Consider the following 21,306-nt stretch of genomic DNA (forward strand, 5'->3'; position numbering starts at 1 on the left):
ACAGGGTTGATATCGATTTACCATCGGTGCAACATCTGTCCCGCTGCGTTATCAACATCGGTAATGTAGCTATTTTGGTCAACATTGAAAACTTGATTTTTTTTACACCTGAGGAATTGATAATGCAGTGGACTAAACCAACGTTTATCGATATGCGTCTGGGTCTGGAAGTGACCTTATATATCTCTAATCGTTAACCGTTCTCTTTATCACTACGTGAATAATGCTGGTTAAAACGGTGATGCCTGTGGTTAAACCCAGGCATTTTTTCATTCCCTTTCCCGGTTAACCCATGAAAATCAAAGTTCTCGGCTCTGCGGCCGGCGGCGGTTTCCCGCAGTGGAACTGCTATTGCCGCAATTGCCAGGGCGTGCGTAACGGTAGCATTTCCGCCACGGCGCGCACCCAGTCTTCCATTGCGGTCAGTGATAACGGCCGTGACTGGGTGTTGTGCAACGCCTCTCCCGATATCTGCCATCAGATTGCTGCTAACCCCGAGCTGCATCAGCCTGGCGCACTGCGCGGTTCGGCGATTGGCTCCATTATTCTGACCGACAGCCAGATCGATCACTGCACCGGGTTACTGAATCTGCGTGAAGGCTGCCCGCATCAGGTATGGTGCACGCCGGAGGTATACGCGGATCTGACCAGCGGTTTTCCAATCTTCACCATGTTGCAGCACTGGAACGGCGGACTGGCACATCATGCTATTCAGCCCGCGCAGCCGTTTTCCGTTGCGGTGTGCCCGGCGTTGCGGTTTACCGCTATCCCCATTCTCAGCAACGCGCCGCCGTATTCGCCCTTTCGCGGGCGTCCGCTGCCCGGGCACAATATCGCGCTGATGATCGAAGATACCAGCAGCGGCAGCAAACTGCTGTACGCCCCCGGTTTAGGGGAGCCTGACGCGCCGCTGTTGGATTTGATGTCGCAGGCCGACTGCCTGCTGATTGACGGCACGCTGTGGCAGGACAACGAGCTGGCGAACACCGGCGTTGGGCGCAATACCGGCCGCGATATGGGCCACCTGGCGCTGGGTGAAGATCGCGGGCTGATGGCGCTACTGAACGATCTGCCCGCGCCGCGCAAGATCCTGATCCATATTAATAATACTAATCCGATCCTTGATGAATCCTCTGCCGAGCGCCTGTCGCTGACCGCACGCGGTATTGAGGTCAGCTACGACGGCATGAGCATAGAACTATGACCGAACCGACATTGATGACGCCACAACAGTTTGAACAGGCGCTGCGCGCACGCGGCGCTTACTACCATATTCATCACCCGTACCATATCGCTATGCATAATGGCGAGGCAACGCGTGAGCAGATCCAGGGCTGGGTGGCGAACCGCTTTTATTACCAGACGCGTATTCCGCTGAAGGACGCGGCGATTATGGCCAACTGTGCGGATGCCTTAACCCGGCGTAAATGGGTGCAGCGTATCCTTGACCACGACGGCCATGACGACAGCGATGGCGGTATCGAAGCCTGGCTGCGCCTCGGTGAAGCCGTTGGCTTGGATCGTGATGTGCTGCTGTCGGAGCAGCGGGTGCTGCCCGGCGTGCGCTTTGCCGTTGATGCCTATGTCTCCTTTGCCCGGCGTGCGGTATGGCAGGAGGCCGCCTGTAGCTCCCTGACCGAACTGTTTGCCCCCGAAATTCATCAGTCGCGTCTCGACAGCTGGCCGCAGCACTACCCGTGGATTGAGGGGGAAGGCTACGGCTATTTCCGTGGTCGCCTGGGCCAGGCCCGGCGCGATGTTGAACATGGCTTACAGCTGGCGCTGGAGTACTGCGACAGCGTGGAAAAACAGCAGCGTATGCTGGAGATCCTGCAATTCAAGCTGGATATCCTGTGGAGCATGCTGGATGCCATGACCATGGCGTATACACTTCATCGTGCGCCTTACCATACCGTCACCGATCAACCCGTCTGGCATAAAGGAAAACTGCTGTGAGCCTGGGTCAAACCATTCCTGTGTTTCGCCGGGGCTATCGCCTGCAGTGGGAAGAAGTGCAGAACTGCCATGTGATCCTCTACCCGGAGGGGATGGCGAAACTTAACGATAGCGCGACGATGATCCTCGAACTGGTGGATGGCAAACGCTCGCTGGCGGAGATCGTGCTGGCACTGAATACCCGCTTCCCGGGGGCGGGCGGCGTCGATGATGACGTGACTGATTTCTTTGCCGCCGCGCGTGAACAGAAATGGATAATTTTCCGTGAACCCCTCTGAATCTAACGTTAAACCGCCGCTGTGGTTACTGGCCGAGCTGACCTATCGCTGCCCGTTGCAGTGCCCGTACTGCTCGAATCCGCTCGACTTTGCCCAACAGGAAAAAGAGTTGACCACCGCCCAGTGGATCGATGTCTTTAAGCAGGCGCGGGCGATGGGCGCGGTACAGATCGGCTTCTCCGGCGGCGAACCGCTGGTGCGTAAGGATCTGCCCGAACTGATCCGCAGCGCACGCGATCTCGGTTTCTATACCAATCTGATTACCTCCGGGATCGGTCTGACGCAGAAGAAGATCGACGCCTTTGCCGAGGCGGGGTTGGATCATATTCAGATCAGCTTCCAGGCCAGCGATGAAACCTTGAATGCCGCGCTGGCCGGATCGCAAAAGGCGTTTCAGCAAAAGCTGGAGATGGCGCGTGCGGTGAAAGCGCACGGCTATCCGATGGTGCTGAATTTTGTGTTGCATCGCCACAATATTGACCAGCTCGACCGCATTATCGAGCTGTGTATCGAACTGGAAGCCGATGACGTCGAGCTGGCCACCTGTCAGTTTTACGGCTGGGCGCAGCTTAACCGTGAAGGACTTTTGCCGACGCGTGACCAGCTGGTACGCGCCGAGGCGGTGGTCCATCGCTACCGTGAGAAGATGGCCGCCAGCGGTAATCTGGCCAATTTGCTGTTTGTCACCCCGGACTATTACGAAGATCGGCCGAAGGGCTGTATGGGCGGCTGGGGGGCGATCTTCCTTAGCGTGACGCCGGAAGGCACGGCGTTGCCCTGCCACAGCGCACGCCAGCTGCCGATCCAGTTCCCGTCGGTGCTGGAGCAGCGCCTGCAGGATATCTGGTTTAACTCGTTTGGCTTTAACCGCTATCGCGGTTTTGACTGGATGCCGGAGCCGTGCCGCTCCTGTGATGAAAAAGAGAAAGACTTCGGCGGCTGCCGCTGCCAGGCGTTTATGCTGACCGGCAATGCCGATAACGCCGACCCGGTATGCAGCAAGTCGGCACATCACGGCACCATCCTTGCTGCGCGTGAGCAGGCCAACTGCAGCAATATTCAGGTGAACCAGCTACGGTTTCGCAATCGCGCAAATTCCCAGCGGGTTAACGCCCGGCTGATCTTTAAGGGCTGACGAATGCAGCCACAGCGACAACGGCTGGACAATGGTTTGCGAGTGGTGCTGATGAGCGATGCGCAGGCCGTGCACGCTTCGGCGCTGCTACAGGTCGATGTCGGTAGCCATCATGAACCCGATAACTGGCCGGGGCTGGCTCATCTGCTGGAACATCTGCTGTTTGCCGGCAGTGGCGCTTATGAGGATGACGAGCGGCTGATGGCATGGCTACCGGCCCAGGGAGGGCGGCTGAATGCCACCACCCTGGGCAGCAGTACGGCCTTTTTTTTCGAATGCGCTGCCGGGTTGCTGGCCCCGGGACTGGCTCGATTGAGCGATATGCTGCTGGCTCCGCTGCTGGCAGAAAATGCCATTCGCCAGGAAGTGGCTACCATTGACGCCGAGTGCCGCCTGCTGGCCGGGCAGCAGGATACGCTGTGCGATGCCGCGCAGAGTCTGGCGTTTGCCGCACATCCGTGGCAGCGTTTTCATATCGGTAACGCCGCGAGTTTTACCAAGGACTGGTCAGCGCTGCGGCTGGCGTTACGGCAGTTTCATCAACGCTATTATCACGCGGCGAATATCACGCTATGGTTGCAGGGGCCGCAGTCGCCCGAAGCGCTCTGGCAGCTGGCCCGACAGTACGGCAGCGCGTTTTCTGCCGGTGGTGTGCAACCGCCAGCGCTTCCGTTACTGCGATACGCATCGCAGCCTGATTTTGCTCTGCAACTGGCGGGATCGCCGCGTTTGCGTCTCTCATTCCTGCTGGATCGGCCACGCAGCGGCGAGCTAACCTTGCTGCGCCAGCTATGGCTGGATGAAGCAGCAGGTGGCCTGATGGCGACGCTACGTGCGCGTAATCTGTGCGATGGCGCACGGCTGCTGCTGCCTTATCACAGTGCGTTGCAGACGCTGGTCAGTTTCGAAATGGTGCTGGTTGACGAGAGTCAGGCAGCAGAGGTGGAAGGCTGGCTGCGTCACTGGCTGCAACGGCTGGCGACGCTGACGGCGCAGCAGCGCCAGCACTATATGCGGCTCGCTGATCTTCAGTTTGCCATGCTTTCGCCAATGGATCAGTTACGCGAACGCGCCTTTGGTTTTGCCCCAGCGCACGTCCGGCAAGACGACTGGCTCGGGTTCTGTGCACGGCTGTCAGCAGCGCGTTTAACCCGCTTGTGGATCGGCACGCAGCCGCTGGCGCCGCAGTGCAGCGTTCAGGGCTTCAGCCTGCACTGCGCAGCGCAAACGCGTGCGCCGGTAACCGCGCTGATCCCCGCTGAAGCGCTGGCTTTTTTCTGCGAAAGCCAGCCTGACGCTCAGTTAGCCTTACCTGACGGCCAGGTAGCGCTGAACCATCAGCGGGCGGGTAAGGGCCGTGCGGCGCTGTTGCTAAGCCCGCTGGATGACCTTCATGCGCCCTGGGGAGTCATTATGCAATCGCGCTTGCGAGCGCTGGCGGCCGACTGTGCCCATAAGGGCGGCGATCTGAGCATCAGCTGTCAGCAGGGTCATTGGCTGATCCAGCTTAGTGGCAGCCCGGCATTGATGGTGCGCACGCTGGCATCGCTTACCCACCAGCTGTGCGAGATATCCCCTGTGATGATGGATCAGGGAGAACGCGAATACCAGCGCCAGCAGCAGGCGCTGCGTGAGGGCATTGCGGTGCGCGCCCTGATCGATGCACTGCCCGCGCTGTTGCGCTCATCGCATTACCAGCCGGCAGGGCAGCGGCTGCCGCGCCTGGCGTGGCAGGCGGTACTGGATGGCGGGGACAATGCGCTCTGCCAGTCGTTGTCACAGCTGCTTAGCGCTTTTCCCGGCACCGTTAATCCACCGCGCCGGATGCAGCCAGCGCCGCCAGCGCCGCAGCCTGAATATCAGGTGGCGACCACCAGCCACGATGCCACCCTGTTACGCTTTTGCCCGCTGGTGGAAAACAGCGCGCAGTGCCGTGCGGCCTGGCAGCTGCTGGCGATTATCTATCAGCCTGCATTTTTCCAGCGCCTGCGCGTTGAGCAGAATATTGGCTATGTGGTCAGCTGCCGTTTTTACCAGGCGGCGGGGCGGTCGGGGCTGCTGTTTGCCCTGCAATCTCCGCATCTGAATACCGGCGAACTGTCGGCGCATATCGACCGATTTTTAGTGGGAATGAACGATGAACTGGCCGCTGTCAGCATGGAAACAGTGGGCGAAAAGGGGGCAGCATTGTTGGCGCAACAAAGGCTGGCGGCGTCTGATTTTCAGCAGGAGTGCCGGCAGCGCTGGCTTGCCGCGCAACAACGAGCGCCACAGCCCGATAAGGGCGTTCTACAGGGGCTGACCCCAGAACGCCTGTCAGACTACCATCAGCGCCTGCTTTCCGACCGCCAAAACGCCTGGACGCTGGTCGGCACCACGGCAAATCGCTGCTAAAAGGCGTTTGCACATTTCGCTGCTGTTCCCGATATCGAAACGTTTGTCACCTTCCCCTGTCGCCCCGGCGGCAATTCACCCAGCGGGCGCTGCCGCCCATTTACTTAGGGGGGGGCATCGGGTATTTGCCCGGCCGTACGACCTGTCTGAATGTAAGGAAATCGTCAAGCGGCATCAGAAGATAATAATTTTATATGCCGTAAAAAATAGTTTTTGCAGCATATCGAACGTAGTTACTTCGGTTATTCCGCTAAGAATAAAGCTTCTGACTGTTATCATTCCTGCTTTGAACCATTTAAGCATGAGATTTGTCTTAATAATGCTTATGTATATGGGGATGGAAAATGAAAATGAGTATAAGAACGACGTGGAAAGCCGTCTTCATCTTTTGTGTATTAGTTTTGACGCTGATCTTTATCGCTTTGGTGCGGGTAGCGAACGATATAAAGAAGGGACTGCAACAGCCGGTTAAAGACGATCTAAACAGGCTGGTCGAGCAATTAAAAAAGCTTAACCTCGATGAAAAGCAAAGGAAGTTTATTGAATCATTAATCAAAAATGATGAAAAAAAGCCGTAGATTACCGATCTTGAGAGGTTGAAGTCTGACCAAAACGGCGTGACAGATGCTGCGACCTGAGCATTAAGGGTTGTGAATTTCAGACACCGAAAGGATTTTTGCCGGATGATAATGACTCAACAGATCGGTGATGGGTTGTTTACTGGATTTTATGGGAAGTAATATTGTAAGCGACTGAACGTTATTTACCGACGTTAAAGACTGTAAAACTGCCGTTTACCAACGGTTATCTCAGTCAGTTTGACGATGCGGGTATTTGCCCCGGTGACATCAGGATGGTCTTCTTCAGGCCAGTGCTTAATCCGTAACTCCCCCCTTATATCCGCACCAGGCCGTGGTTATAAGGGGGCGGAGTGATGACTGGATTGCATAAAGTATCCGTCCGGGCCTGCACCAGACTTTCAGCTTTTTCGTTAAAACATTTTATTTTCGTTGCCCGCCGCGCACCTAACCCGCCGCACAGACCTGCTTGCTGCACTAAGTTCCTTCTTATCTTAATGATAAATATCCTATTTTACCGCTAATTTTAGCTGCTCCATCGGTTCAGACGCCGCCTGAACCAGGCTCCCTTATGCTGCTGCAAAGGCATAAATAGGTACAATGAAAGATAAAGCCTTTCATTTTTTCTTTCATAATAAAAGGTTTTTTGCTCGTTTTGTGACTTTGGTAGCTTTATTTACTTCATTTTCGATCTAATTTATTCCTGCATTAAGAAAAAACGACAGTTCTTTACGCCAGGAGATCAAGAATGATTGAAGCGATCACACATGGAGCCGAATGGTTTATCGGTCTTTTCCAGAAAGGGGGCGAGGTGTTTGTCGGGATGGTGACCGGCATACTCCCTCTCCTTATTAGTCTGTTAGTTATCATGAACGCGCTGATTGTATTTGTTGGTCAGCGCCGAATTGAAAAGCTGGCCCAGAAATGTGCCGGTAACCCCATTACACGCTATCTGGTGCTGCCATTTATCGGCACCTTTGTGTTTTGCAATCCCATGACCCACAGCCTGGGCAAGTTTATGCCGGAAAAATACAAGCCGAGCTATTACGCTGCGGCTTCGTACAGCTGTCATTCGATGAACGGCCTGTTTCCGCATATCAATCCGGGTGAACTGTTTGTCTATCTCGGCATCGCTAACGGTCTTACTACGTTGGGGTTACCGCTCGGGCCTCTTGCCGTGAGCTATCTGCTGGTGGGACTTATCACTAACTTTTTCCGTGGCTGGGTGACCGATCTGACGACCTCTATTTTTGAGAAAAAAATGGGCATCAAACTTGATAAATCAGTGCATCTATAAGAAACGGAGCAGCAAATGGCCAATACGATTGAGATACGTAAAGGGGAAAGCGGCTGGGGCGGCCCTCTCTCTATTAACGTCACTGCGGGAAAAAAAATAGTTTATATCACTGCCGGTACCCGGCCTGCGATTGTTGACCATCTGGTCGCGCTGACCGGTTGGGAAGCGGTAGACGGATTCAAACAGGGCGAGCCGCCGGCAGAAGAGATTGGCGTTGCCGTTATTGACTGCGGCGGAACCTTGCGCTGCGGGCTTTACCCTAAGCGACGCATTCCAACGATAAACATTCATGCCACCGGGAAATCAGGCCCGCTGGCGCAATTCATCACCGAAGATATCTATGTGTCAGGCGTCAGAGTGGCCGATATACGTGTCGCTAATGACGCAGAGGTTGCGCCGCCAGAAGTCGCCGTCGCGGAAGTTGCAGCCAATACCGGCAAAAGCACCGGGCGTGATTACGACACCAGTAAAAAGATCACCGAGCAAAGCGATGGCCTGTTGGCCAAAGTCGGGATGGGAATGGGCTCCGCCGTCGCCATTTTGTTCCAGGCAGGACGCGAAACCATCGACACGGTGCTGAAAACCATATTGCCATTTATGGCATTCGTTTCAGCATTAATCGGCATCATCATGGCTTCCGGACTCGGTGACTTTATCGCACATGGTTTGACGCCGCTGGCAAATAGCCCGATAGGATTAGTCACGCTGGCTCTGATTTGTTCTTTCCCGCTGCTTTCGCCGTTTCTGGGGCCGGGCGCGGTTATTGGCCAGGTTATTGGCGTGCTGGTTGGGGTGCAGATAGGCCAGGGCACGATACCGCCACATCTGGCGCTACCGGCCTTATTTGCGATTAACGCCCAGGCAGCATGTGACTTTATTCCGGTCGGCCTGTCGCTGGCTAATGCGCGCCAGGAGACCGTACGTGTTGGCGTACCCTCCGTGCTGGTCGGACGTTTCATTACCGGGGCGCCCACCGTTCTGCTTGCCTGGGCGGCATCCAGCTTTATCTATCAATAACTGGGGAAGAGATGATGACGATTGTTTATGAATCTACTTTTGTTGCTGTCGGTACATCGGCCTGCGAATCATTGGAAGATGATTTTCTCATCACCTTTGGTGAAGGCGCGCCGGAAGATATCGCTGAATACTGCTTTATCCATCGTAACGATATTAATCAAGGCGGCTTGTTAGGTGCTGGCTCGACGTTGACCATTGGTGAACAGCATTATCCGGTGACCGCCGTCGGGGAGGTGGCAAGGGAAAATTTGCGCGACCTCGGACATATTACCGTGCGTTTTGACGGGGCAAATCACGCCGAGTTTCCCGGCACGGTTCACGTAACCGGTCTGCCCCCGTCGGTGATTGAACCCGGCCAAAAATTTCGTGTTGTCAGTGAATTATCAGGAGAGATGAGATGAAACAGGTTGCTGTAGTCATCGGTGGTGGTCAGACGTTAGGCGCTTTTCTCTGTGAGGGATTGGCGCAGGCTGGCTACCACGTTGCGGTGGCGGACCTTAATGAAAGTAATGCAAACCGGCTGGCAGATACCATTAACAGCCGCTACGGTGCGGGCCGGGCAAACGGTTTTAAGGTGGATGCCACCGATGAAGCCAGCGTGGAGGCCCTGGCGCGTGCAGTAGATGAGACCTTTGGTCGTGCAGACCTGCTGGTTTACAGTGCTGGCGTGGCGAAAGCTGCCCCTATTACCCAGTTCAGGCTGACGGATTTCGACCTGTCGCTGCAGGTGAATCTGGTGGGCTATTTCCTCTGCTCGCGTGAGTTTTCTAAGCTGATGATCAGGGACGGTATTAAAGGCCGTATCATTCAGATCAACTCTAAATCCGGCAAGGTTGGCAGCAAGCATAACTCTGGCTACAGCGCGGCTAAATTTGGCGGTGTGGGCCTGACACAGTCTCTGGCGCTGGATCTGGCTGAGTATGGCATCACCGTGCATTCTCTGATGTTGGGTAATCTGCTGAAGTCGCCGATGTTCCAGTCTCTGTTGCCACAATATGCCGAGAAACTGGGGATCGCGCCGGAAGAAGTCGAACCCTATTATGTCGACAAGGTGCCGCTTAAACGCGGATGCGATTACCAGGATGTACTCAATGTTCTGCTGTTTTACGCCAGTGACAAGGCGGCCTATTGCACAGGCCAGTCGATCAATGTCACCGGTGGGCAGGTGATGTTTTAATGAATGCTGGCAGCTCAGGCTGCCAGGGCTTTATTCAGAGGTGACATATGGATGCAACGAATACGCTGATATTGCTGGCCGTGATGGCCTGGGTAGGGCAAATCTTACTCGGATGGTTGCAGATTCAAAACTTCAACCGCTCGCTGGCGGCTCTGGCGCAGACTGGCCAGGTGGTGATTGGACGCTCTGGCGGGCGCTTTAAGCCCCGGGTGGTTTTAGCGCTGAGTCTGGATGAGGATCAGCGCGTGACGGACAACTTTGTGATGAAAGGCATAACGATTTTTGCGCGTCCGGCGAAAGAGCCAAAGTTGAATGGATTGTGCTTAAATGAGATCCAGCCCCAAATATTGTTCCCTAAAAGCGCGGCAACTCAACAAGCGCTTGCTCTGGCCATTTCACATAAAGGATAATTACTTTCATTATGAAAGATAATTCCTTTTGCATCACGCGTTGAGGCGGTTGGGATGGGGGGAATACTTCAGCCACCGAAAAGGATATTCCGATGAAACCGATACAACGTCAGGCGCAGATCCTCGAATTTTTGCAGCGCAACGGGCGCAGCACGGTAGACGAACTGATCGCCTGCTTCAACACCACCGGAACGACGATTCGTAAGGATCTGACCCATCTTCAGCAGAAAGGGGCGGTGATACGCACTTATGGTGGAGTGATGCTTAATCGTGATGAGGGTGACCAGCCGATTGACAGAAAAACGCTGATCAATACGGAGAAAAAGAAGCATATTGCCCGTCGGGCCGCCGAACTTATCAACGAAGGCGACTCACTGATTTTTGACGCTGGCAGCACGGTGTTGCAAATGGTGCCCTATCTGGCCCGCTACAACAATATCACCGTGATGACCAACAGTCTGACTATCGTTAATCAGCTGGTGGAGCACGATAACGATCAGGTTATCCTGATGCCAGGAGGCACTTATCGCAGAAACTCGGCTTCTTTTCACGGCAGCGTGGCGGAGTCGGCATTCAGCCATTTCAACTTCGACACCCTGTTTATCGGCGCCGATGGCGTGGATCTGACCGCTGGCGTCACCACCTTTAATGAAGTTTTTTCCGTCAGCCAGGCCATGTGCCGCGCCGCAAAAAAAATCGTCCTGCTGGTCGATTCTTCCAAGTTTGGACGTAAAAGCCCGAATGTGGTGTGCAGCCTGGATGCGGTTGACGTGCTGATCACCGACAACGCGATTTCACCCGATATCGTTCAACAGCTGGCAGGGATGAATATCAGCGTCATCACAGCAGGAGAGGACTAAATCTATGCGTGAGAAATTATTGCAGGCCGCACGGGAAACCATCGAGACGGAACTGAGCGGCGCGATTAACCTGGCTGCGAGACTGGACGATCATTTTGTGCAGGCGTGTGAAATGATGCTGGCATGCAGGGGAAAAGCGATCGTCAGCGGGATTGGCAAATCCGGGCATATCGGCAGAAAAATCGCCGCTACCCTCGCCAGTACGGGCACGCCGGCTTTTTATGTCCACCCTGCTGAAGCGCTGCACGGCGATTTAGGCATGATTGCCGCCGGGGACGTGGTGATCCTTATCTCTTATTCGGGTTTTGCTGCCGAGTTTATTCGCATGGTTCCTATGCTCAAGCGCTTACCGGTGGGCATTATCGCGTTTACCGGAAACCCGGCTTCGCCGCTGGGCACGGCTGCCGACCACGTTATCAACATTCATACCGATCGCGAAGCCTGCCCGCTTGGGCTGGCGCCGACCTCATCGGCGGTCAACACCCTGATGATGGGGGATGCGCTGGCAATCGCCTTAATGCGCAGCCGTAACTTCAGCGAGCATGATTATGCCCGAACCCATCCCGGCGGTAGCCTTGGCACCCGCCTGCTGTGCTGCGTGGGGGATATGATGCGCAAAGGGGAAAAACTCCCGCGCATCACCAGTGACGTGACCATTGGTGACGCCCTGGCCGAACTGACCCGGACCGGGCTGGGTCTGGTGGCGGTGACCGATAATGCTGGCGTGCTGGCCGGGGTATTTACCGATGGCGATCTGCGGCGCTGGCTGCACAAGGGCGGAAATATCCAGGCCGGTATTTCGCGTGTGATGACGGCGGGCAGCAAAACGTTGAACGCCGGTCAGCTGGCGACCGAAGCGCTGGCGATGTTCCATGAGCAGAAAATTTCCGCCGCGCCGGTTGTTGATGAGCAAGGGCGGGTGACCGGGGCCATCAATATGCACGATATCCATGACGCGGGGATTTTCTAAGGCGCTTTTGTTGAGAGGCTGGCTAAAGCAAAGTCTGGCATCAGGGATTTTATAAAGCGGCCTGGTGCCGCTATTAATTGGAACAAAGACTTAGCACGACGAAAAACCACAATAAGATTAATCTCGCTCATAACAAACGTTAATCCTCCTGGCCAGACACGACGTCTGCGCAATTCAGCCCTGAACCGTCCAGCTATTCGACATCACTTCCGCCTGCTTCAGGATCAGTTCAACCGCATAAGGGGTTTTGTCCGGCGGATATTTGTATTTACGCAGCGTCTGGCGCACCAGAATGCGCAGACGCGCACGCACGCTTTCCCGCTTCTGCCAGTCAACGGTGGTCGACTGGCGCAGCTTCTGGGTGACTTCAACCGCCAGTTTTTTGAGGATCTCGTCGCCCAGCTCGCGTACCGCGCTTTCGTTTTCCGCCAGCGCATCATAAAAGGCAATTTCGTCAGGATTGAGGCCGAGCGCATCATCACGCGCCATCGCCGCCTGAAAATCTTTCGCCATCTGGATCAGCTCTTCGATCACCTGAGCGGTTTCAATCGCCCGGTTGTGGTATCTGAGCAGCACGGCTTTCAGGCGTTCCGAGTACTTCTTCTCCTGCACCACGTTATTGTTGGTGCGCGCATGGATGCCGTCATTCAGCAGCTTTTGCAGCAGCTCCACCGCCAGATTACGCTGCGGCATATCCTGCACTTCCTGCAAAAACTCATCGGAAAGTAACCCGATATTGGGCTTGTCCAGCCCGGCCAGCGCAAACACGTCATCGACGCCGGTTGCCACAATGGCGTTATCCAGAATACGGCTCAGCAGTGAATGCTTCTCAGACTGGCTGAATTTCTGGTCGGTGGTGGTGAGTTTAATCATCGCCACCTTCACCGCCGACAGGAAGGCCAGCTCTTTTTGCAGCGGTTTCACCTCATCCAGCGTGCTGCACAGCGACAGGGCCTTATTCAGCGCCAGCACCACGTCGAAATAGCGCTTTTTACCCTCGTCGAGGCCGAGAATATAGTTTGCCGCATCCAGCAGCACCCGCTGCGGGTTATCGGCAAACGCCGAGTAGTCGAAGCCGGCATCGGTGGGGGTTTTGGCAAACATGCCGTGAATAATATCGAGTTTTTCCAGCAGTATGGCAAAGGCTTCTCTGGCATCAATCGTCGTCTGTCCTTTACCTTTGGCGTCGGTATAGGTTTTCAGCGCCTGCTTCAGCTCATTGGCAATGCCGATATAATCCACCACCAGCCCGCCGGGTTTATCTTTAAACACGCGGTTGACGCGGGCAATGGCCTGCATCAGGTTATGGCCGCGCATCGGCTTATCGATATACATGGTGTGGCAGCAGGGCGCATCGAAACCGGTGAGCCACATATCGCGCACGATAACGATTTTTAGCGGATCGTTCAGATCCTTAAAGCGTGCTTCGAGGCGTTTTTTCGTCGGCTTATTGTAGATATGCGGCTGAAGCGGCGCTTTATCCGACGCCGAGCCGGTCATGATGATTTTAATTGCCCCTTTATCCACCTCCTCGCTGTGCCATTGCGGGCGCAGATCCACCAGCGCATCATACAGGCGCACGCAGATATCGCGGCTCATGGCGACGATCATTGCCTTACCGTTCATGGTGGCGTTGCGCGCGTCAAAATGTTTGACCAGGTCGGCCGCCACCTGCTCAATACGCGGCCTGGAGCCGACCAGCTTTTCCAGACGGCTCCAGTCACCTTTGGTCTTCTCTTTCTGTCCGCTCTCTTCGTCTTCGACCAGCTCCTCGACCTGGCTGGAGAGCGCTTCCAGCTCGTCATGATTGAGATCGAGTTTTGCCAGCCGCGATTCATAGTAAATCGGTACCGTTGCGCCGTCATCGACCGCGTCCTGAATATCGTAAATCGACACGTAATCACCAAACACGGCGCGGGTATCTTTGTCTTCTGCCGAGACCGGCGTGCCGGTGAAGCCCATAAATGCGGCGTTCGGCAGCGCATCACGCATATGCTTCGCGTAGCCGTATTTATAGGCACCGCTTTGCCTGTCCAGCGTGGCGTTTAAGCCATACTGGCTGCGGTGGGCTTCGTCGGAGATCACCACGATATTGTCGCGCAGATTCAGCGCCGGATGGGCCTGCTCGCCGTCCAGCGGCGCGAATTTCTGTACGGTGGTAAAGATGATACCGCCGGATCCACGCGCTGCCAGCATGGCGCGCAGCTGCTCGCGGTCGCTGGCCTGCTGCGGCTCCTGCTTCAGCAGGTCTTTCGCCTGGCAAAAGGTGGCGTACAGCTGGCCGTCGAGATCGTTGCGATCGGTGACCACCACGATGGTCGGGTTATTCATCGCTGCCTGCTGTAACAGTTTCCCGGCATAGCAGCACATGGAGATGCTCTTGCCTGAACCCTGGGTATGCCACACCACGCCGGCTTTCTTACTGCCGGGTTTAATATCACTGCGCAGCAGCAAATACTGACCGGTGGCGGCGACGATGGTGGCACTGACCGCTTCACGCACCGCGTGGAACTGGTGACAGGCGGCAATTTTTTTCATCGTGCGCTGGCCGTCATGTTCAAACAGGATGAAATAGCGCAGATAATCCAGCAGCAGTTCGCGGTTGAAAAAGCCGTTAATCACCGTTTCCAGCTGGCATTCGCGCACTGGCTTATCGTCTTCATTGCTGAGGGTTTTCCACGGCAGATAACGCTCTTCATCGGCGGTCAGGGAACCGATGCGCGCGTTATAGCCATCGCTGATGACCAGCACTTCATTACAGATAAACAGGTCGCTGACTTCATTTTTATAGGTTTGCAGCTGGTTAAACGCCGCCCAGATATCGGCATTGGCATCAACCGGGCTTTTCAGTTCGATAACCGCCACCGGCAGGCCGTTGATATAGCCAATCACGTCCGGGCGGCGCACCTGTTTCGTTCCCTTTATCGCCACCTGGTTGACCACGCTGAAACGGTTATGGTCCGGGCGATTAAAATCCATCAGCAGGGCGGTATCGTGGATTATCTGGTCGTCGCGCTTATAGGCAACCGGCACGCCGGTTAACAGCAGATGGTGAAAGGCTTTATTGCTGGCGACGATATCGGGGCTTTCTGGCCGGGTGACGCGGCTGACCACCTCGTCAAGCACGCTGTCCGGCAGATGCGGGTTGATCTGCGCCAGCTGCTGGCGTAACACCGGGCGCAGAAACACATCCTGAAAGGAGGTGCGCAGCGGGTTAGCGCCATCGGGGGCGATATCCGGCCCGTATAGTACTTCCCATCCCTGTCCGGCAAACCAGCCCAGGCTCAGTTGCTCCAAATCGTCTTCGCTTAGCATCAGGCTTCCCTGTTTTCTCTCTGTTGTCTGTGGTGCGGCGCGCCTGCAATAGCGCAGCGCGCATAGCGGCCGTTTAAAAGTAGATCAAATCCAGGAATTTTCCTACTCACTTAGCGCCTGCTCCGCTTGCGGCAGGGTGATTTCCCCGGAGAGAAGTTTGGGGAGGAGGGTGTCGCGGAGTTGCTGTAGGATCTCAGTTTTTCTGACATTTTTTTCAATAAGTAAATATAAGCTGCGTACTTCACGAGTATAAATATCTACCATTTTTTTTGTAGGCTTAATAAGTGGAATTGGATTGAAATTCTTTTTACTAATTTCCGCAAAAGTAGTACCGCTCGCTCGAGAAATTATCTCAGGCATATTATGGTTGCACCACTGCAACACAAACTCTGGGTTTAAATCATAGTTACATTTCATTGCAATATAACCCTGATTAATTGCAACTGGAATTTTAGTAAGAGCTAAATAACCAACTGGTGCGCGTGACGACATTAGCACGGTATCAATTGCTAACAGTCCGGATGAGATTTTAGCGAGTCCTCTGTCTGTTATCTTTCTATCTGTTTTTATTAAAATCTTATCTTGTAAATTTGAAAGATCTTTAGGGGTTGTCCAGTTTATATCGCCGTTTTCCCAGAATTTAGGTTCTTTAGTTGATGGGGTGGCCCCTCCCGCAATATCAATTTCTTCCCCAATTTCGGAATTTGTCCACCCCTGCGGAATCTCCCCCAGCTCACTTTCCTGCATTGCAGAGGGGAAAAGTTCTGCGGTGGCTTTTAACTCGGCATACTTTTCCGGTTGCTTATGCTTAAAAACTTCCAGTGAATCAGCATCTTTGCCGGAAATCGCCGTCATTGCCGCAAGGGTGGCTTCCTGCTGTGAACCACCGGCTTCCAGCAGCGCGATTTTTGCTTTTACCGGTTCAAAATCAACAAACCAGCTTTTAAACAGCGCCTGCGCCATTTGTTCGAGGGTTTGGTTGATTTGTTGATTTGAATGAATTTTTTTGTCAAGTGATTCCAGCTGGTCCGCAATCCATTTTTGATTTTTCAGACAAGGTTTGCATATAAGGAGAGATTCAATATTTGATTTAGTTAATGCGTTGCGTGTTGCGCCTGCACTTGCGATAGTTAAGAGAACATTTTGTTGTGCGGGAGATGCTAAAAAGTAGCGAATGAATCTTGCATCAAATTCCTTGGAATTTGGCCGAATGATCGCAACATGTTGATTAACTCTGGCTGGTAAATGCCCTTCAGGAGCAAGGCAAACTCTGGCTACAGAATCTCCAGTAATATTTAAAAGGATATCACCATCCTGAACTTCAACATTATTAAGTTTCTTTGCAGCATCTTCAGTAATATAAGCCAATCCGCTGTTTTTAAAACCATCATTATATATATTTTGACTTCGAATCAAGGAAGTCTTACCGTTATCAAGGTAAACGCTTTTCCCACCTTTTGGCGTAGCACCGCTTCCTATTTTTAAACAGTGATCGCCTAAGCGAACAAAAGACCAATCACAACTCATAACCCAACCCCCCCACGATTTGCCTTAATCTGCTTCTCCAGCTCGGCGCTCTCTGCCAGCTGCACTTTTAGCTGCTGGGTTAAGCGCGTCATCTTCTCAGCAAACGGCTCAGCATCTTCTTCCTGTTCGGCAGCGCCGACGTAGCGCCCCGGCGTCAGCACAAAGTCGTTTTTCTGGATATCTGCCAGCGAGGCGGCAAAGCAGAAACCGGCCTGATCCTGATAATCCTTATCCGTCTGCCAGGCGTGGAAGGTAGCGGCGATTTTCGCGATATCTTCTGTGGTGAAGTCGCGCAGCACGCGGTCTTTCATAAAGCCAGTCTGGCGCGCGTCGATAAACAGCACTTCCCCTTTACGGTGCGCCTTACCGTTGCCGCCGGACTTATTTTTGGTCAGCAGCCAGATACAGGCCGGGATCTGGGTATTGGTAAACAGCTGCCCCGGCAGCGCCACCATACACTCCACCAGGTCCGCCTCTACCAGCTTACGGCGGATTTCGCCCTCGTTATTGGTGTTGGAGCTCATCGAGCCGTTGGCCAGCAGCAGCGCCATCGATCCCTGCGGTGCCAGGTGGTGGATCATATGCTGCATCCAGGCAAAGTTGGCGTTGCCCTGCGGCGGCGTGCCGTACTGCCAGCGCACGTCGTTCTCCAGCTTCGCGCTCCACCACTCCTTCATATTGAACGGCGGGTTGGCCATCACAAAGTCGGCGCGCAGATCCGGGTGCTGGTCGTCCAGCAGGGTATCGGCGTTTTTCGTGCCAAAATCAAAGTCGATACCGCGGATGGCCATATTCATCGCCGCCAGCCGCCAGGTGGTCGGGTTTGATTCCTGGCCGTAGACCACGATTTTCTGCTTCTGCTCGGCGGCGTTATAGCGCTGCGCGTCGGCATGCTGCTCAATAAATCGGTCGCTGGAAACAAAGAAGCCGCCGGAGCCCATCGCCGGGTCATACACGCGCCCCTGATACGGCTGCAGCATTTCAACGATCAGGGTGACGATGCTTTTTGGCGTGTAGTACTGGCCGCCCTGTTTGCCCTCTGCCAGCGCAAACTGTCCGAGGAAGTATTCGTAAACGTGGCCGAGAATATCCTTGCTGCTGAGCTTGAGCTGCTCGCCGTTGTACTGCGGGTTGCTGAAGTTGGCATCGGAGAAGGTATTAATCAGGCCGATCAGCACCTCGTTACCCAGCTGGTAATGGGCGATGCGGTTAAGAACGCCTTTCAGCTTGCCGTTGGACTGTTCGATTTTGTCCAGCGCATTATCAATCAGTAACGAAACCGAACGCAGCTTCAGCTCTTTGCCGTTTTCATCCCTCCCCAGCACGCTGCCCACCGGCAATGCCGCCTGGCTTTTCAGCGTCTCCCAGCGGGCGGCTTTCGGCACCCAGAACACATTTTTTTCGGCGTAATAGTCTTCAACCTCCAGCTCCTGGTCAATCGCCTGCTGGTACTCTGCTTCGCTGTCATACTCTTCACGCGGTATGGCGTAGGTATTGTCGGCATTGCCGACCTGGCGAAACAGCTTGGTCAGCTCCTGCTGGCGTGCTTCAAAGGCGTCGGAAACATACTTCAGGAAGATAAGCCCCAGCACCACATGCTTGTAGTTGGCGGCATCCATATTGGCGCGCAGCTTGTCGGCCGCCTTCCAGAATTTGCTATCCAGCTCTTTCAGAAACTGTTGTTCGGTGTTGTTCATCTGAATCCTTGGGAGAGATCGCAGTAACCGTGCATCATGCCCGGTCACGAAATGTGTTTTGCAGTGCATAACACAAAATGATACCTGTAACGCGGTTAATCATAAACGGGGTTGCGCAAAAGAAGTGGCGGATAACCACAGAAACCGGCGCTGCAAAAGCGCGTGAGCTGTGTATTTTATATAAAAAGAAATAAACAGTGGTGGCTAAAAAACTTAAGTCTTAATCGACGCAAATTGCCGCCGGGTTGAAATCACCGCCGCTGTTTTGCCGGATATGATTGCTTCGGATATCACGCTGCCCCTTACCGCCGGCATTCCGCCTGATGCAAAGCGCCCCTCGGTTAAATGACTTTCCGCCTCCCTTCAGGAATTTTTATACTTAATGATAAGAAAATCGCCATATTTCTGAGATAATAGTTTCTGAAAACTTGTATGTTAAGATTTTTTACCGTCGGCATAGTCTTCTGCTGGCGCGGTTCAGCACACGGCAAAAGCAGGTAATAGCATGTCCTGGTTTGATTCTTTCTTAGCGGCGCTGACTTCAGTGCAGCCTTATAAGGTTCCGCTGACGGTTATTGGTTTGGTCATCCTTGCGGGGATATTATTTATCGTCTTTTATCTGGCGCGTGCGGTGATTGTCGTTAAAGACCTTAAAAGACACACTCAGGCGGTCAAGAGTTTGCGCGGCCAGACGATCGAAGAGCACTCCGTTCAGCTGGACTCGCTGTTTCAGAAACCGCAGCTGAAACACGCCTGGAGTGAGTTTAAAGATTCACTGCATCCTCAGTTTGAGGTGGTCGACGGCGAGCAGAAAACCGCCCGAATACGCGCCACGGCCCCGAGTGCCAGCTACTTTTCTGAGCAGCAGCTGGTTGATATCCCGCTTAATACTGAATTGTTCAAACATCTGCCGGGCATTCTTACCGGCGTGGGGATTATCGGTACCTTTTATGGTTTGATGATTGGCCTGCATCACTTTGACCCCAGCACTCCTGAACAGGTGAGCAGCAGCGTTAATCGCCTGCTGCATGATGTGCTGTATGCTTTTCTCGGTTCGGCTTTTGCCATTTTCGCTTCGATCCTGATTACCTCGCTGGAGAAGTTTTATTTAGCCAAGTGCTATAAGCATCTGGAGAAATTTACCGCAGCCATTGACCAGCGGTATGTCAGCGGGGTCGGCGAGGAGTATCTGGCGGACCTGGTGAAGTCCGGTAAGGAGAGTTCAACCCAGGCGCGCCAGCTGAAAGAGAGCCTGGTGGGTGATTTGCGCAACATGCTGTTGGAGCTGACCGCCAGCCAAAAAAAAGAGAGTGAAAATTTAGCGCAAACGCTGACCACCACTTATCGTGAAACGGGCCAGCACTTTGCCGAACAGGTGAGCGGAGCGATTGAAAACAGCCTGAAATCGCCGCTGGATAAAATTGCCGGTGCGGTGCAAACCGCCAGCGGCGATCAGAGTGGCATGGTGCAAAACATGCTAAAGGATGTTCTGACCGCTTTTATGTCGAAGCTGGACAGTACCTTCGGGCAACAGTTTACCCGCCTCAATGAAATGATGGGGCAAACGGTTGGGGCTATTGAGGGGATGCAAACCGGCTTCTCAACCCTGCTACAGGATATGCGCCAGGCAAGCGATGAGTCCCGCCAGGGCAGCGCGCAGCTTATCGGGCAACTGCTGGCAGAGATGAAGTCTGGCCAGCAGGCGATGCAATCCGCTATGAACGAGATGCTGACCAGCCTGCAAGCTTCGGTGGCAAAAATTGGCGCAGAGGGCGAAGGGGCCGGTGAACGTATGGCGCGCCAGCTGGAGAAAATGTTCGCCGAAAGTGCAGCGCGTGAAAAAGCGATGGCTGAACAGATGACCGCCTTTATTGACGCCATTAAGCGCTCGGTGCAGCAGGGGCAAAGTGAAACTATGGAGAAAATGGCCGACTCCGTTAGCGCACTGGGTGGGCAACTGAGTTCGCTATTTACCCAGCTTGAACAGGGGCAGCAGCAAATATCTCCGGGCCAGCAGGCTTCACAGCTTGAATTACACCAGCAAACGCAAAGCGTAATGAGTGAGTTTGACGGGCAGGTTAAGCAGCTGATCGATACGGTTGCGCAGCAGCAGGAAGCGACTCATGCCACCTTGCGTCAGCTTGCCGACAGCGCCAACCATCAGATTGACAATATGCAGCAGGGCGCAGAGAAAATGCGCCTTGCTGCAGAACGCTTTGAGCATGCCGGGGAGCGGGTCAGCGAGGCTAATCACGTCACTGCTGAGGTGCTGAATAAAACGCAAACGGCCGGTTCATCACTGGCGATGGCGGCCAGTGAACTGACAACGGTGGTCGCTGATTATCGTCATAACCGCGAAGCGGTGGCTAAGTCGATAGCCATGCTGGAGGCGGTGGCCGCCAATACGCAGGCAGAGCAGACCACGCGTAGCCAGTTTATTGCTGACCTTAAGTCGCATGCCGAACGCTTGCAGGGTTATAACCGAGAGGCGCAAGGCTTTATGGACAAGGTCGGCGAGGTGCTGGGCCAGAGCTTTGACGACTTCTCTGGCGGCGTTACGCGCAGCCTGGATCAGACGCTGGGCAAGCTGGATGTCGAGATGGCAAAAGCCTCGACGCTGCTTGCCGGCGCGGTGGAGAACATGAGTGAAAGCATCAACGATCTCGACGATCTTCTGTCGCGTACGCGTCGCTAA

General features: G+C 54.3%; 18 protein-coding genes. 15 read left to right on the forward strand and 3 right to left on the reverse strand.

Going from position 1 to position 21,306, the window contains the following annotated elements; genetic code table 11:
* The first annotated feature begins 122 nt into the window (after positions 1–122).
* The 14 genes from pqqA to EPYR_RS03045 all read left to right on the forward strand — a co-directional run bounded on the left by pqqA (position 123) and on the right by EPYR_RS03045 (position 12,072).
* Positions 123–197 carry a pyrroloquinoline quinone precursor peptide PqqA gene (pqqA, locus tag EPYR_RS18830; RefSeq protein WP_004160001.1) on the forward strand — a complete coding sequence of 25 codons (75 nt, stop codon included), beginning with the start codon at positions 123–125 and terminating at the stop codon, positions 195–197.
* Positions 198–292: 95 nt separating this feature from the next.
* The gene (gene pqqB, locus EPYR_RS02985; RefSeq protein ID WP_012666932.1) at positions 293–1,204 is read left to right on the forward strand and encodes a pyrroloquinoline quinone biosynthesis protein PqqB; all 912 of its coding nucleotides are present in this window, start codon (positions 293–295) and stop codon (positions 1,202–1,204) included.
* Positions 1,201–1,956 (forward strand): pyrroloquinoline-quinone synthase PqqC, encoded by a 756-nt coding sequence (gene pqqC / locus EPYR_RS02990; protein ID WP_012666933.1) that lies wholly within the window; start codon positions 1,201–1,203, stop codon positions 1,954–1,956. Before pqqB ends, pqqC begins: the two co-directional genes overlap by 4 nt.
* Positions 1,953–2,234 carry a pyrroloquinoline quinone biosynthesis peptide chaperone PqqD gene (pqqD, locus tag EPYR_RS02995; protein ID WP_012666934.1) on the forward strand — a complete coding sequence of 94 codons (282 nt, stop codon included), beginning with the start codon at positions 1,953–1,955 and terminating at the stop codon, positions 2,232–2,234. Before pqqC ends, pqqD begins: the two co-directional genes overlap by 4 nt.
* A complete protein-coding gene (gene pqqE, locus EPYR_RS03000) occupies positions 2,221–3,369 on the forward strand; it encodes a pyrroloquinoline quinone biosynthesis protein PqqE (protein WP_014538538.1) in 1,149 nt (382 codons plus the stop codon). The genes pqqD and pqqE overlap by 14 nt, the downstream gene beginning before the upstream one ends.
* Before the next feature lie 3 nt (positions 3,370–3,372).
* Positions 3,373–5,763 carry a pyrroloquinoline quinone biosynthesis protein PqqF gene (gene pqqF, locus EPYR_RS03005; protein WP_012666936.1) on the forward strand — a complete coding sequence of 797 codons (2,391 nt, stop codon included), beginning with the start codon at positions 3,373–3,375 and terminating at the stop codon, positions 5,761–5,763.
* Between the two features lie 350 nt (positions 5,764–6,113).
* Positions 6,114–6,341, forward strand: a complete 228-nt coding sequence (locus EPYR_RS03010; RefSeq protein ID WP_226060699.1) for a hypothetical protein — start codon at positions 6,114–6,116, stop codon at positions 6,339–6,341.
* A gap of 748 nt (positions 6,342–7,089) precedes the next feature.
* The gene (gene srlA / locus EPYR_RS03015; protein WP_012666938.1) at positions 7,090–7,638 is read left to right on the forward strand and encodes a PTS glucitol/sorbitol transporter subunit IIC; all 549 of its coding nucleotides are present in this window, start codon (positions 7,090–7,092) and stop codon (positions 7,636–7,638) included.
* Positions 7,639–7,653: 15 nt separating this feature from the next.
* Positions 7,654–8,655, forward strand: a complete 1,002-nt coding sequence (srlE, locus tag EPYR_RS03020) for a PTS glucitol/sorbitol transporter subunit IIB (protein ID WP_012666939.1) — start codon at positions 7,654–7,656, stop codon at positions 8,653–8,655.
* Positions 8,656–8,669: 14 nt separating this feature from the next.
* The gene (locus EPYR_RS03025; protein ID WP_012666940.1) at positions 8,670–9,056 is read left to right on the forward strand and encodes a glucitol/sorbitol-specific PTS transporter subunit IIA; all 387 of its coding nucleotides are present in this window, start codon (positions 8,670–8,672) and stop codon (positions 9,054–9,056) included.
* The gene (srlD, locus tag EPYR_RS03030) at positions 9,053–9,832 is read left to right on the forward strand and encodes a sorbitol-6-phosphate dehydrogenase (RefSeq protein WP_012666941.1); all 780 of its coding nucleotides are present in this window, start codon (positions 9,053–9,055) and stop codon (positions 9,830–9,832) included. The genes EPYR_RS03025 and srlD overlap by 4 nt, the downstream gene beginning before the upstream one ends.
* A 47-nt stretch (positions 9,833–9,879) precedes the next feature.
* Positions 9,880–10,242 (forward strand): transcriptional regulator GutM, encoded by a 363-nt coding sequence (gene gutM, locus EPYR_RS03035; protein WP_012666942.1) that lies wholly within the window; start codon positions 9,880–9,882, stop codon positions 10,240–10,242.
* A gap of 92 nt (positions 10,243–10,334) precedes the next feature.
* Positions 10,335–11,102: a glucitol operon DNA-binding transcriptional repressor SrlR gene (gene srlR / locus EPYR_RS03040; protein WP_012666943.1), complete on the forward strand. Its 768-nt coding sequence runs from the start codon at positions 10,335–10,337 to the stop codon at positions 11,100–11,102.
* 4 nt (positions 11,103–11,106) lie between these two features.
* Complete coding sequence (locus EPYR_RS03045) at positions 11,107–12,072, forward strand: KpsF/GutQ family sugar-phosphate isomerase (RefSeq protein WP_012666944.1); 966 nt, start codon at positions 11,107–11,109, stop codon at positions 12,070–12,072.
* A 174-nt stretch (positions 12,073–12,246) separates the two neighbouring features.
* Here EPYR_RS03045 and EPYR_RS03050 read toward each other — a convergent pair whose 3' ends face one another.
* The 3 genes from EPYR_RS03050 to EPYR_RS03060 all read right to left on the reverse strand — a co-directional run bounded on the left by EPYR_RS03050 (position 12,247) and on the right by EPYR_RS03060 (position 18,611).
* Positions 12,247–15,387, reverse strand: coding sequence for a type I restriction endonuclease subunit R (locus tag EPYR_RS03050; protein ID WP_012666945.1), 3,141 nt, complete (start codon positions 15,385–15,387; stop codon positions 12,247–12,249).
* A gap of 102 nt (positions 15,388–15,489) precedes the next feature.
* Positions 15,490–16,914 carry a restriction endonuclease subunit S gene (locus EPYR_RS03055; protein WP_014538541.1) on the reverse strand — a complete coding sequence of 475 codons (1,425 nt, stop codon included), beginning with the start codon at positions 16,912–16,914 and terminating at the stop codon, positions 15,490–15,492.
* Positions 16,911–18,611, reverse strand: a complete 1,701-nt coding sequence (locus EPYR_RS03060; protein ID WP_014538542.1) for a class I SAM-dependent DNA methyltransferase — start codon at positions 18,609–18,611, stop codon at positions 16,911–16,913. Before EPYR_RS03060 ends, EPYR_RS03055 begins: the two co-directional genes overlap by 4 nt.
* 505 nt (positions 18,612–19,116) lie before the next feature.
* Between EPYR_RS03060 and zorA1 the strand changes: the two genes are divergently transcribed.
* Positions 19,117–21,306 carry a type I Zorya anti-phage system protein ZorA1 gene (gene zorA1, locus EPYR_RS03065; protein WP_012666948.1) on the forward strand — a complete coding sequence of 730 codons (2,190 nt, stop codon included), beginning with the start codon at positions 19,117–19,119 and terminating at the stop codon, positions 21,304–21,306.

This window comes from Erwinia pyrifoliae DSM 12163, from assembly GCF_000026985.1.
In the GTDB taxonomy this organism is placed as follows: Bacteria; Pseudomonadota; Gammaproteobacteria; order Enterobacterales; family Enterobacteriaceae; genus Erwinia; species Erwinia pyrifoliae.

Excerpts from the sequence above, each read along its gene's own strand:
- pqqB (WP_012666932.1), top strand. The coding sequence starts at position 293 with ATGAAAATCAAAGTTCTCGGCTCTGCGGCCGGCGGCGGTTTCCCGCAG.
- pqqC (WP_012666933.1), top strand. The coding sequence starts at position 1,201 with ATGACCGAACCGACATTGATGACGCCACAACAGTTTGAACAGGCGCTG.
- pqqF (WP_012666936.1), top strand. The coding sequence starts at position 3,373 with ATGCAGCCACAGCGACAACGGCTGGACAATGGTTTGCGAGTGGTGCTG.
- EPYR_RS03010 (WP_226060699.1), top strand. The coding sequence starts at position 6,114 with ATGAGTATAAGAACGACGTGGAAAGCCGTCTTCATCTTTTGTGTATTA.
- srlA (WP_012666938.1), top strand. The coding sequence starts at position 7,090 with ATGATTGAAGCGATCACACATGGAGCCGAATGGTTTATCGGTCTTTTC.
- srlE (WP_012666939.1), top strand. The coding sequence starts at position 7,654 with ATGGCCAATACGATTGAGATACGTAAAGGGGAAAGCGGCTGGGGCGGC.
- EPYR_RS03025 (WP_012666940.1), top strand. The coding sequence starts at position 8,670 with ATGACGATTGTTTATGAATCTACTTTTGTTGCTGTCGGTACATCGGCC.
- srlD (WP_012666941.1), top strand. The coding sequence starts at position 9,053 with ATGAAACAGGTTGCTGTAGTCATCGGTGGTGGTCAGACGTTAGGCGCT.
- gutM (WP_012666942.1), top strand. The coding sequence starts at position 9,880 with ATGGATGCAACGAATACGCTGATATTGCTGGCCGTGATGGCCTGGGTA.
- srlR (WP_012666943.1), top strand. The coding sequence starts at position 10,335 with ATGAAACCGATACAACGTCAGGCGCAGATCCTCGAATTTTTGCAGCGC.
- EPYR_RS03045 (WP_012666944.1), top strand. The coding sequence starts at position 11,107 with ATGCGTGAGAAATTATTGCAGGCCGCACGGGAAACCATCGAGACGGAA.
- EPYR_RS03050 (WP_012666945.1), bottom strand. The coding sequence starts at position 15,387 with ATGCTAAGCGAAGACGATTTGGAGCAACTGAGCCTGGGCTGGTTTGCC.
- EPYR_RS03055 (WP_014538541.1), bottom strand. The coding sequence starts at position 16,914 with ATGAGTTGTGATTGGTCTTTTGTTCGCTTAGGCGATCACTGTTTAAAA.
- EPYR_RS03060 (WP_014538542.1), bottom strand. The coding sequence starts at position 18,611 with ATGAACAACACCGAACAACAGTTTCTGAAAGAGCTGGATAGCAAATTC.
- zorA1 (WP_012666948.1), top strand. The coding sequence starts at position 19,117 with ATGTCCTGGTTTGATTCTTTCTTAGCGGCGCTGACTTCAGTGCAGCCT.